This window comes from Limnobaculum parvum (genome assembly GCF_003096015.2).
Taxonomy (GTDB): Bacteria; Pseudomonadota; Gammaproteobacteria; order Enterobacterales; family Enterobacteriaceae; genus Limnobaculum; species Limnobaculum parvum.
On the sequence record NZ_CP029185.2, the window covers coordinates 2,834,417 to 2,846,636 of the forward strand.

The following is a 12,220-nucleotide window of genomic DNA, read 5'->3' on the forward strand; positions in this document are numbered from 1 at the left end:
CGATTCTACGGTGCGGGCTCTTTTCATTTCTTGTAAGCGTCAGCCCGCCCCGCTACTAGTTGTACCGGTGGTGGTAATGATTGTAATCATCAGGCTAACGTTTTGCATAATTTGGTATTTATCTCTGGGCTGTTTTATTAACGCTATATACTGGTTAAAGCAATTGCTGTTCAGAGTCAATTAATTTTTCATATTTCATCAAAATTAATTTAATGCCTTTAACTGCAATTTTTATGTTTCTGTGAAATAATTTAAATTATATTCAAATAGTTAAATCATAAAAATATCATTACTCATTAACATTGGGTTATTCATCCATACTCCCCTCATTTTGATAGTTATCAGAATCAGTGTCCTAAAATATCGCAGAGAGCCACTGTTCTGATGATAAATGAAAACGCAGTTTCAATATTTAAAATTTTATCCATAAATTTAATACCTTACATTTTACTGCAGCCGGTTTATCTTGAAAGCGTTTTTAGGATCATAAAAGTTACAATTGAAAAATATTTGTTAAAATATATTTCTTTTTAGAATGAAAAGAAGGAGAATCCTTGCGCCGCCACACACACCTTGGCTTTATTGAAAATCACAGCGGCATAAATGTTTCAACTTAAGGTTTTTATTGAGGTTGAATTGTGAAAAAAATGTCAAAAAATGGCATGTGATATGCATTGTTTTTGTAGATTTTTCTCACAAATCAGCTAATGTGCTATAACTATTATTGATATATATCAACAAGCCACAAGTTTGTTGATCGGCAAAAGAAATACTCCTGTTATATTACTGCTACAATAAAGAGTAATAAGTGATCGGTTTTAACAAATCACAGGTATGTAGGTAGTTTGCCTTGGCCGAACCAGCGATTGTGTTGAAATTTGAAATAGCACGGGGATTCGTCCCTTATACTGCAGTAGTTTGTTTTAGCTATCGATGGTTTAAGAACAGAACCAGACTACTGTAATATTAAATTTGATTTTGTTGGCAAATTAGGTAACAGACATGCAAACCCCGCATATCCTGATCGTTGAAGACGAACTAGTAACTCGTAACACATTAAAAAGCATTTTCGAGGCGGAAGGATACGTTGTCTTTGAAGCCAATGATGGTGCAGAAATGCATCGGATTTTGTCCGACCATAACATTAATCTGGTCATCATGGATATCAATCTGCCCGGCAAGAATGGACTACTGCTAGCGCGTGAGTTACGTGAGCAAGCTGCGGTCGCATTGATGTTCTTAACCGGCAGAGATAACGAAGTGGATAAGATTCTTGGCTTGGAAATTGGCGCAGATGATTACATCACTAAACCGTTTAATCCACGGGAACTAACTATTCGTGCACGTAATCTGCTGTCACGGACCATGAACCTTGGCGCAGTGAGTGGCGAAGAGCGTAAGCTGGTTGAAAACTATAAGTTCAACGGCTGGACTCTGGATATCAACAGCCGCTCTCTGATTAACCCTAACGGAGAAATGTTTAAACTGCCGCGTAGCGAATTCCGCGCAATGCTGCATTTCTGCGAAAATCCGGGAAAAATTCAGTCTCGTGAAGAGCTGCTGAAGAAAATGACTGGTCGCGAGTTAAAACCTCACGATCGTACGGTTGATGTGACTATTCGCCGTATCCGTAAGCACTTTGAATCAACACCAGATACACCGGAAATCATTGCTACGATTCATGGTGAAGGTTACCGTTTCTGCGGCGATCTTGAAGATTAATCAGCAATAACGAACAAAAAACCAGCATAAATTAATGCTGGTTTTTTTATTGTCTAAATTTAACTATCAAACTAACTGTAATTAGTTGTTGTTGCCCCAAGGAATGATGGGGACAGTACTCAGCGCATTTTTAGGCGAACCATCAACCACTTTATCAGAATAGACCAGATAGACCAGCGTGTTGCGCTTATTATCATAAAAGCGAACCACCTGCATGCTCTTAAAAATTATCGAAGTCCGCTTGCGAAATACCTCTTCGCCATCCGCTTTACGATTTTTAATCCGGTCGGTCAGAGTAATTGGCCCTACCTGAATACAAGAAAGTGCGCCGTCAGCCGTGTCTTCCGCCAGCCCCAGCCCCCCTTTTATTCCACCGGTTTTTGCCCGGCTCAAATAGCAGGTCACATTTTGAACATCCGGATCGTCAAAAGCTTCAATCACAATTTTATGATCGGGCCCTAATAGTTTAAATACCGTATCAACAGAGCCAATCTCTTCTGATTTAGCGCAGGCCGCCCAAAACAGGGTAACTGAGCACAGTGCCAAAATGACCTTCTTCATTAGCTATCTCCAGTGAACATCGATTAATGACTATATTATGCAATTGTGGCCTATCGGTACACAACTAAAGCCCCATTGCAACCCGCTGAACCATAGTCACTAACTTATGTCATATAGACGTGGAACAGCCTGTTTAAAAATTGTTATGATGCATGATAAGTATCACTGTATAGCACAGTAAAACCTTGTTTCACGCTGAAGATTGCGCCAGTATCCATCACCTGTTAAAAACATTTTTTGCGATGCCGTGAGCAAAATTAATAAAAAGTGTTATAATTCAGTATAGTTACGTCAATTCTGTAGATAATGCGCCCAATTTAATGAGGAAGTTTTTTATGGATCAAGCCAGTATTATCCACGATCTTCTAGACTGGCTAGAAAATCATTTAGATCAACCATTATCTCTGGATAATGTCGCCGCAAAGTCAGGCTATTCTAAATGGCACCTACAGAGAATGTTCAAAGAAGTCACTGGGCAAGCTATCGGTTCTTATATTCGCGCTCGCCGTTTATCCAAAGCGGCCGTAGCCTTAAGGCTAACGGCTCGGCCAATATTGGATGTGGCGTTACAGTACCGTTTTGATTCCCAACAAACTTTTACACGAGCGTTTAAAAAGCAGTTTGCTCAAACTCCAGCATTCTATCGCCGCTCAGATTCATGGAGCGCTATTGGCATGTGTCCGCCAATTAAACTATCCGGCAACAATTTAGTCCCCGTCGAGTATGTTATTCAGGAAGAGAAACAGTTGGTGGGAGTGACCCAAAGCTATACCTGTACTCTGGAAAATCTTTCTCGCTCCAAAACAGCAATCCGTACTCAGTTCTGGACACAATATCTGGGCAATGCCCTGACTGAAATTCCACCGATTCTTTATGGTCTTAACCACACTCGGCCCAGTCAGGAAAAAGATGATGAACAGGAAGTGTTCTACACTACAGCTATTGAGCCTGAGCATGTAATACCTGGCGTTGAAGGTCATGAAATTACACTTCAGGGAGGCGAGTATGCCCTGTTTCGCTATAACGGACCGCCGGATGGATTACAACAGTTTGTCATGACACTCTACGGAACCTGCCTGCCGCTTCTGAAGCTGACGCGCCGTAAAGGTTACGATATTGAAATATTCCATCCTAAAGGCGTTAAAGTCGGTGACAGCGCCCCTGCGGTAATTTCCGGTGAATATATGATTCCGATCCAGCGTTAACGCTGGATCTCATCGAGTGCATCTGCCGTGAGGTGCTGTGTATCTCCGGCAAATTCCACTATCCATCCTGGTGCAAGCCACGGACTATTCTGGCTCTCCACTAAAGAAAGGGAGCAATTGCGTAAACGTAAACGGCGTTCAGCATAAGGTGGAAGTCCCAAGACATTTCCCAGCAGGCTACCTAACGCAATACCGTGACTAACCAGAATTGGACGGCTACCTTCAGGTAACTTTTTACAGTCATCCAATACTGCACGCATCCGAGTGGAGAGTTCGGTCAACGACTCCCCTTGAGGAATACGTCCATTTGGTGTGCCATCAAGAATCAACATGCGTTGCTGTTCCTCTTCTGGCGTGAGGGAATCGACGCGGCGCTGCTCTAGAATTCCCATGTTCAACTCCCGTAATCGGGAATCAAAAGTTGGCTCAATACAGCAATATTCAGCGAGCAGTTGAGCTGTTTGACGAGTTCGTCCCAGATCGCTGGCAATGATGTGGGTGATACCCATATTCCTTAAGCGTTTTCCCGCCTGACGGGCCTGTAACTCACCTAACGAGGTCAATTTACTGTCCGTTTGCCCCTGAATTTTGCGAGCAACATTCCATTCTGTTTCACCATGTCGAATTAAGTATACCTGTGTCATGCCTGTTATCCGTTATACTGTGAGATTGTTTTCTTACTGCCTTGATTTAACGCTATGTATCATGTAATTGCTGCAACCACTAATCCCGCTAAGATCAACGCTATTAGCCAGGCATTTACCGAACTGTTTGGCCCTGACAGCTGTCGAATCGAGAGCGTTGAAGTCAACAGCGGTGTCCCTAATCAACCAATGGGTGATAAAGAGACCCGTACCGGCGCCCGCCACCGCGTAATGTCTGCGCGTCAGGTCAGGCCGGAAGCTGACTTCTGGATCGGTATCGAAGCCGGGATTGATGATGATATGACATTTGCCTGGATTGTCATTGAAAATAATCAGTGTCGTGGTGAAGCCCGTTCAGCTAGCCTGACGCTGCCTCCAGTGATCCTGAAAAGCCTATATGAAGGGAAAGAGCTGGGTGATGAAATGGCTCAACTCACAGGGATCAACAATATTAAACAGCAGGGCGGAGCTATTGGGTTATTTACTGAAGGTAGACTTTCCCGTACCAGCGTCTATCAACAAGCTCTTTTGCTGGCTTTTGTCCCCTTTCATAACGAAATTTATCAGGTACATGATAAATAAATTCAACCGAACATCAGGTTATTTATCCGTATCCTTAAGTAAGGTATCTTCCAGCCAGGTTCTGAATTCAGGTCTGGCCATTTTTAAACTGTTTGAACCACGGGTAATGGTAGCAATACCGGCACCCAGTTCATCCTTCAGGTCTCTCTGACTCATGGCACCTCGCATAAGTTCCTGAACAATTCTCACGCGAGTACCCAGCGCTTCTCGCTCGTCTGGTGTCATCAATAGCTGTAGCAGGTCAAACTGATACTCATCGGCAAAAGATTTCTGTAGCAGAGTGACAAAATCTTGCCACTCTTGCTGTTGGTTGGATACTGGCATGAGATTTTCTCCGGCTGATGAACTATCTTGCTAGTACGATAGCATAAACCGGAGAAAAATGCAGAGATAAACATCTCATCAGTAGCTGCGTTTCCACTCAGCATCCGTCATCACCACGGTTGGTTTACTCATAAAACTGCGGTAGAACAAATCGTAAGCCAATACGTTTTTCACATAACCTCGAGTCTCATTGAATGGAATGCTTTCCACAAACGCCACCGCATCCAAACGCCCTGCGCTGTTGTTTAGCCAACTATTCACTCGATTTGGACCTGCATTGTATGCTGCGGCAGCCAAAATACGGTTTTTACCGAACATCTGATAAGTATGTTCTAAATAGGTTGTTCCCAATTGAATATTAGTTTCAGGATCGAGCAACTGGCTGACATTATTATAGTTAATGGAGCTATCGCGCTGCGCAGTCTGTTTCGCCGTTGCTGGCATGAGCTGCATTAATCCGCGAGCCCCCACCGGTGACTGAGCCTGTGGGTTCCAAGCGCTTTCCTGACGAGCAATCGCCATAGCAAAAGAAACCGTAATGTCTTTATCATTGGTTGAAGTTTTAAACATGCTTGGATAAGCCAGCGGGAAACGCTCTTCGATATGATCCCATAGCTTAGCCACAATGGTCGCCTGAACGCTAAGATCGGCCCAACCTTGCTCATAAGCGTACCTAGCCAGTGCTTCCTGATCGTTCTTTGGTAAACTCTCCACCAGATTACGCCACTCAGAGCGGGCTAAATTATCCTGACTCCAGTACATCAACTCTCGCACCCGATTGACTTCAGCACGCTGAGTCAACGACTTCGTTGGTTTTACCGCATTTTCAACCCTGACCGGATAATGTACATTCAGGCGCTGGGCAGCAACCATCGGATAGAAACCACGATTATTCATTAAATCACGTAGAATAGTCTGCCCTTCACTCTTACTACCTTTACTGATTAAACTATCAGCGAGCCAGTAACGCCACTCATCTTTTGCCGCATATTCAGCGGGCATACGGGTAATCCACTGCGCTACGCCATTTTGGTCACCATTACTTAATGCCAGACGGATACGGCGCTCAAGCAAATCACCGTCAGTACTGCGAGCCACTGCCGCATCACGCCAACTGGCCTGCTCGCTGGTGACATTATTATTCATCAGGCGAATAGCAATACTACTTTCCAGAGCCTGTTCATCTTGCTGACTCATTTTTTGTGCACTGACAATTTGTGGTAGCATCGATCGGGCTCTTTCCACATCTTTACGGGCTGCTTTAGCAAACGCTAAACGAGTCTCTTCCCGAGTAAAATCCGTTGGTGAAAATTCGCGAGCAAAAGCATCGACACTTAATGGATCTCTCTGTAATCGACTGAGTCCATCCCCGACGCTTTTGTAGCTGGCAGGTAGCTGTGAAATCAGGGCATTCACCAATGAAGTATTATCTTCTTCACCGGCTAAACGAATACGTTCCAGTGTGACTAATGCCGTTTGATGACCCGCATTACGCCACTCGCTGAATAGCTTGTCACAGGAAGAAGGCAATGATTTGCCTGTTAACCAGATTATTTTAGCTTCATCAAAAGCCTGCTGACGGTTGCCTGTCGCCCACTGGGCATAATGAAAATCACAGCTAGCCGCCACAGAAGATGGCGCTTCTGCCGTAAAATTAACGATACCGTTCCAATCCTGACGGCGGGCCAGTTCATTAATGAAGTTATTTTTCAGATTACGTGCAAGTGGCAATGTAGGATAACGCGTCACAAACTGCTCGGCTTGTTTAACGCTTAAAGTGGTTAAATCTTGGGTCAGTTGACGATATTCGAGATAAGGATAAAGTGGATAGTCGCTTAGCGTTGGCATCAGGCGCGAAACCTCATCCATCTGGTTGCTGTCCCATGCCACTTTCACTTGTTGATAGCGCTCACGCTGCTCGCCAAGGGAGTCAGCCCAAGCACTTTGAGCCGTTACGGTGACCATCAGCCCCGCCATGAATGTACCTGTTTTGATTAAGCTGCGCCAATTTTCCGTCACAAACATCCTCACTTTTCCTGTCATTAAGCTATTAATATCAGCCTGCTTCAGAGTTGATTCATTTAGCATCAAACGCAATACCAATGCCACTAATCCTGCAAATATAGCATACCCTTATCTTGCCCGACGCTGAAAAAACTAAAACGCTGAAGAAATTAACCGTATTTAAAACATCATATTAATGATGAACAATCGAACGTTGGCATGGCTGGCGATAGCATTCCTTTTCACTGCCAGAAGCCATAATATTACTAAGACCGTAAATTATCCGTTTGATTCCCATTTCGAAGTCTAAATAACAAAAAGCCCTCCGAAGAGGGCATAATTTATATCAGCGGGTTAAACGTCTTATAACCGCTTAATAGATAATTGATTTTCGCCTACGGTGATTTCCAAACGCTTATTAGAATGATGCTGGGCAATACATAACTCACCAAATAGAGCGACATGATATCCAAGCCCTTCAACTAGGCTCATCAGTTCTTTTCTTTTAGCAACCATGCCCTTCATATAGTCACCCCAAACTTCAAACAAAATTGGAGGATAACCTGATTCAGATAACCAACTTTTTGCCCCAGAAATAACTTCAAGCTCTAGCCCTTCTACATCGATTTTAATTAAATGCGCTTTTGGCAAGTTGAGGCTATCCAATGTAGCAATCCGCACTTTTTCAGAACGCGCTTCCGGAGAAATAACAAATTGCTGTTCTATCCGAATTTCCGGGTTTAAAGATAATGCGCCAAGATTATCTGAACGATGAGGATCTAACTGGGGAACGTCTATTTCACCGTCATAATCACCAACTGCCATATTATTTGCATAGCACTCGGACAGATCGTTAATTAAATAATTGGCGCACAATTGATAAAACACCTGACGCTGTGGCTCAAAAGAATAAATTCGACCGCCCACTGCTTTGATATGGTTCCCCATAGGTACAGACCATGCGCCTAAATTAGCACCGACATCAATCAGAACAGGTTTTTCAATATTTTCAATCAGTAGCTGCGCAATATCGAGACAAGCCTGTTCCCATACTTTACCTTTACGTAAGTGAGTACTAATCATGTCCGGACCGTTGGATAGTAAATAGTTTAACCGACCGACTTTATACAGTCCGTGAGCTATTTTCCTTTCCTCCGCTGGTTTCTTTTTAATCATGAGACATCCTTGCGATGTGATGTTACTAACATTGGCAATCAAAGCGTACATAATGCCAAGAAGTAAATCTAAGTCAATGCATCATACCGACTTACATCAATAGCTAACTCATTCATATAATTAGAAAACAACAAGTTATGATTAAACAAAAAATGACGGTTTTGATTATTATAAATACAACTAATACTTTAAATTAATTACGAAAATAAAAACTAACCATACCTACAACCACGCCAAAAAATGACATAAGACCAAAATATATACACATCACCTTCCGCTTCGCTTCAGATAAAATCGTGCCGAACATCACTTTGTTGCAACACGGCTCGGAGATAGCTGGGATAGCGAGCTGAAAACGGCTAAACTACGCCATCATAATATCCATTGGCTGGGATCTTGTTATATCGGCCAATGGTTATCAACTGGGCTGATCCAACAGATATCGCGGCATGAAGGGATATAGCTCGGTGACTACGTTGTATAACGTTTACGGATAATCAAGAAACCCAGTAATTAAGAGGCTTATAATACAGTGGCACAATACGTCTACACCATGCATCGGGTTGGAAAAGTCGTTCCCCCGAAAAGGCATATTCTGAAAAATATTTCTCTCAGTTTCTTTCCCGGAGCCAAGATTGGCGTACTGGGTTTAAACGGCTCAGGTAAATCAACCTTATTACGCATTATGGCGGGTATTGATACCGATATTGAGGGTGAAGCGCGTCCACAACCAGGTATCAAGATTGGTTATTTACCGCAGGAACCTAAGCTAAACCCAGAGCAAACCGTACGTGAAGCGGTAGAAGAAGCGGTCAGCGAAGTGAAAAATGCGCTAACCCGCTTGGATGAAATCTATGCAGCCTATGCGGAACCCGATGCTGATTTTGACAAGTTGGCAAAACAGCAAGGTGAGATGGAAGCCATTATTCAATCTCACGACGGTCATAACCTTGATAACCAGTTAGAGCGTGCAGCTGATGCTCTGCGTCTACCGCCGTGGGATGCTAAAGTAGAGCACCTGTCCGGGGGTGAACGTCGTCGTGTAGCACTGTGTCGTCTGCTGCTGGAAAAGCCAGATATGCTGCTGCTCGACGAACCAACCAACCACCTTGATGCCGAGTCTGTCGCCTGGCTGGAACGTTTCCTTCATGACTATGAAGGTACCGTGGTTGCCATTACCCACGACCGTTACTTCCTTGATAATGTTGCCGGTTGGATCCTTGAACTTGACCGTGGTGAAGGCATTCCGTGGGAAGGCAACTACTCCTCATGGCTGGAACAAAAAGATAAGCGACTCGAGCAAGAAGCCTCATCTGAAGCCGCTCGTCGTAAATCGATTGAAAAAGAGCTGGAGTGGGTTCGCCAGAATCCAAAAGGCCGTCAGGCCAAGAGTAAGGCTCGTCTTGCCCGCTTTGATGAACTGAACAATGTTGAGTATCAAAAGCGTAACGAAACCAGCGAACTGTTTATTCCACCGGGCCCTCGCATTGGTGATAAGGTGTTGGAAGTCGGCAATCTGACTAAATCCTATGGCGATCGCATGCTGATTGACGATTTATCCTTCGCTATTCCGAAAGGGGCTATCGTCGGTATTATCGGTCCTAACGGTGCAGGTAAATCTACTCTGTTCCGCATGATCTCACAGCAAGAGCAGCCTGACAGCGGCACCATTACCTTAGGTGAAACCGTGAAGCTGGCTTCGGTAGATCAGTTCCGTGACAGCATGGACAACAGCAAGACCGTATGGGAAGAAGTTTCCGGTGGTCTGGATATCATGAAGATTGGTAACTTTGAATTACCAAGCCGCGCCTACGTAGGCCGCTTCAACTTTAAAGGTACCGATCAAGGCAAGCGCGTTGGCGAACTGTCTGGGGGGGAACGTGGTCGTCTGCATTTGGCTAAACTATTGCAGGTTGGCGGCAACATGTTACTGCTCGACGAACCGACCAACGATCTGGATATCGAAACCCTACGCGCCTTGGAAAACGCCCTGTTGGAATTCCCTGGCTGTGCCATGGTTATTTCCCATGACCGTTGGTTCCTAGACCGTATCGCCACCCATATTCTGGACTATGGCGATGAAGGTAAAGTTGAGTTCTTCGAAGGTAACTTTACTGAATACGAAGAGTGGAAAAAACGCACTCTGGGGGCTGAAGCTCTGGAACCCCACCGTATTAAATATAAGAAGATCACCAAGTAGTTCTGGTCTATTCTTATGGTAAGCGTTATTGATAAAGCCCCGTCATGGGGCTTTATTATTAGAAGTAGTGAATATTCCGGCCGTAAAAAATAGCTATATTGGCCTTGTGCTCGACCGGGAGACCATCTGTACTAGAATCTGGAGCCACTATGCCAAAAACCGCCTTAATACTTGGAGCCAGTGGGCTTATCGGTAACCAGTTATTGGGTATGCTGGCGTCCGATCCGCGTATTACTCGCATTTATGCACCAAGTCGTCGTCCGTTATCCGGTGTCGGTTCAAAAGTGGTGAATTCGGTTGGTGATGATTTACAGACACTGCTTGATGGGCTGACAGAACCGCTTGATGTCGCCTTCTGCTGCCTTGGCAGCACCATAAAAACCGCTGGCAGTCGTGATGCGTTTCGCTTTAGTGATGTTACTTTGCCGGTACACGGCGGCAGAACCGCGCTGCAACTGGGGGCGACTCACTATCTGGTGGTTAGCGCAATAGGGGCCAATGCTAAATCGTGGTTCTTCTATAACCGAACCAAAAGTGAAATGGAACAGATGCTAATGGCCCAACGCTGGCCACATTTGACCATTGCTCGCCCTTCAATGCTGCTTGGTCATCGACCAACGCCACGGGCTAATGAGCTGATTACTGCCCCGATATTTAAACTATTTCCCGGCAAGTGGAAATCAATTCAGGCAAAAGATGTGGCTAACGTTCTCTGGATGCGGGCTTTTTCCCCGGCATTGACCGCCATTGAGATTATTCAATCCGATCAATTGCGTGAAGAGGCCGCTGAAAATCAAGTTTAGCGTTTTACTTTTGGTCCGGCGGGATATTCCGTTATCAAAGGATGAGCCATCACTGCCTCAACAAAACGCTCCAGCGCTGGCATATTGAGTGTGCGGTTAGGATAGACCAGATAAAGCTCGTTACCTTCTGCCCGCCAGTCTTCCAGCACCGGTTGTAATAACCCCTGCTTAACCACCTCTGTCGCCAAGAATGACGGTAGAAACGTGATACCCGCACCTGCTATCGCGCACTGACGGGCGTACAGCAAGTTATCTGTAACATGGTGCGCCGTCTGTAACCAGCGATAGCTTTCATCTCCCCTACGTAATAAACACTCTGACCAAGCGCGGTGAGTTATGCAGCGATGCTGCGCTAACTGGCTAGGGTGTGTGACGGGTATCGCTTGGGATAAATATTGTGGAGAGGCTAGCAAATAACGGGGATACAGGCCAAGGAAACGTCCGATTAGCGTAGAATCCTGAGGCTTTCCAGTGCGAACGCCCAAGTCAAATCCGGCCCCTACCAGATCGGTTACCGTATCTGAAACATAAACTTCTACCGATACTTCCGGATAGCGTAGTTGAAAATCAGTCACGATAGGAGCTAACAGTGTTACCGCCAACCCTGCGGGTGCCGTGATCCTCACTCTACCGCTGGGTGATGCCTTTAACATTTGCAGCGACTGGCTTGCCCGTTCCGATGCTTGCATCATCTCCTGGCAGTGAACCAGATAACGCTCACCGGCAAAGGTCAGGCTTAACTGTCGGGTGGTTCTCATTAGCAAACGTAACCCCAACGCCTGCTCCAGGTGGCTTATTCGCTGACTAACACTCGATTTAGGCAGCCCTGCCCGCTTAGCCGCAGCGGTAAAACTACCGGTTTCCACCACCAGCGTAAATAACGCCATATCCTGCAATTGTTTGAACACGATTGTTCACCAACGATAAACAGTTTGTTTGTCATAATTCATCTTATCACTTTTTATGAGTACCGCTAGACTACATGCCAATTACTATTCA

General features: G+C 44.9%; 11 protein-coding genes and 1 other annotated feature (1 of these 12 only partly in view). Of the genes, 5 read left to right on the forward strand and 6 right to left on the reverse strand.

Going from position 1 to position 12,220, the window contains the following annotated elements; genetic code table 11:
- Window positions 1-101: a sequence feature (Thr leader region), on the reverse strand; it reaches 18 nt to the left of the window's first position.
- A gap of 901 nt (window positions 102-1,002) precedes the next feature.
- Window positions 1,003-1,722 (forward strand): two-component system response regulator ArcA, encoded by a 720-nt coding sequence (gene arcA / locus HYN51_RS11875; RefSeq protein WP_108900221.1) that lies wholly within the window; start codon window positions 1,003-1,005, stop codon window positions 1,720-1,722.
- A gap of 81 nt (window positions 1,723-1,803) precedes the next feature.
- Here arcA and creA read toward each other — a convergent pair whose 3' ends face one another.
- Window positions 1,804-2,283, reverse strand: a complete 480-nt coding sequence (gene creA, locus HYN51_RS11880; protein ID WP_108900222.1) for a protein CreA — start codon at window positions 2,281-2,283, stop codon at window positions 1,804-1,806.
- A gap of 335 nt (window positions 2,284-2,618) precedes the next feature.
- Between creA and robA the strand changes: the two genes are divergently transcribed.
- A complete protein-coding gene (gene robA, locus HYN51_RS11885) occupies window positions 2,619-3,488 on the forward strand; it encodes an MDR efflux pump AcrAB transcriptional activator RobA (RefSeq protein ID WP_108900223.1) in 870 nt (289 codons plus the stop codon).
- Here the strand turns inward: robA and gpmB are convergent.
- Window positions 3,485-4,132 (reverse strand): 2,3-diphosphoglycerate-dependent phosphoglycerate mutase GpmB, encoded by a 648-nt coding sequence (gene gpmB, locus HYN51_RS11890; RefSeq protein ID WP_108900224.1) that lies wholly within the window; start codon window positions 4,130-4,132, stop codon window positions 3,485-3,487. The two genes, robA and gpmB, sit on opposite strands and share 4 nt — an antisense overlap.
- 54 nt (window positions 4,133-4,186) lie before the next feature.
- Between gpmB and yjjX the strand changes: the two genes are divergently transcribed.
- Window positions 4,187-4,714: an inosine/xanthosine triphosphatase gene (yjjX, locus tag HYN51_RS11895; protein WP_108900225.1), complete on the forward strand. Its 528-nt coding sequence runs from the start codon at window positions 4,187-4,189 to the stop codon at window positions 4,712-4,714.
- A gap of 18 nt (window positions 4,715-4,732) precedes the next feature.
- Here yjjX and trpR read toward each other — a convergent pair whose 3' ends face one another.
- The 3 genes from trpR to HYN51_RS11910 all read right to left on the reverse strand — a co-directional run bounded on the left by trpR (window position 4,733) and on the right by HYN51_RS11910 (window position 8,218).
- The gene (gene trpR / locus HYN51_RS11900) at window positions 4,733-5,038 is read right to left on the reverse strand and encodes a trp operon repressor (RefSeq protein WP_108900226.1); all 306 of its coding nucleotides are present in this window, start codon (window positions 5,036-5,038) and stop codon (window positions 4,733-4,735) included.
- A 78-nt stretch (window positions 5,039-5,116) separates the two neighbouring features.
- Window positions 5,117-7,015, reverse strand: coding sequence for a murein transglycosylase (sltY, locus tag HYN51_RS11905; protein WP_230514064.1), 1,899 nt, complete (start codon window positions 7,013-7,015; stop codon window positions 5,117-5,119).
- Window positions 7,016-7,405: 390 nt separating this feature from the next.
- On the reverse strand, window positions 7,406-8,218 hold the full coding sequence (locus tag HYN51_RS11910; RefSeq protein ID WP_108900228.1) for an FkbM family methyltransferase: 813 nt from the start codon (window positions 8,216-8,218) through the stop codon (window positions 7,406-7,408).
- A 532-nt stretch (window positions 8,219-8,750) separates the two neighbouring features.
- On the opposite strand from HYN51_RS11910, the gene ettA reads away from it, so the two are divergent.
- Both ettA and HYN51_RS11920 read left to right on the forward strand, forming a co-directional pair.
- Entirely contained in the window at window positions 8,751-10,418 is a 1,668-nt protein-coding gene (gene ettA, locus HYN51_RS11915) for an energy-dependent translational throttle protein EttA (protein ID WP_108900229.1), read from the forward strand.
- A gap of 149 nt (window positions 10,419-10,567) precedes the next feature.
- On the forward strand, window positions 10,568-11,221 hold the full coding sequence (locus HYN51_RS11920) for a Rossmann-fold NAD(P)-binding domain-containing protein (RefSeq protein WP_108900230.1): 654 nt from the start codon (window positions 10,568-10,570) through the stop codon (window positions 11,219-11,221).
- Here HYN51_RS11920 and HYN51_RS11925 read toward each other — a convergent pair.
- Entirely contained in the window at window positions 11,218-12,129 is a 912-nt protein-coding gene (locus HYN51_RS11925; protein WP_108900231.1) for a LysR family transcriptional regulator, read from the reverse strand. The genes HYN51_RS11920 and HYN51_RS11925 overlap by 4 nt on opposite strands.
- Window positions 12,130-12,220 lie beyond the last annotated feature (91 nt).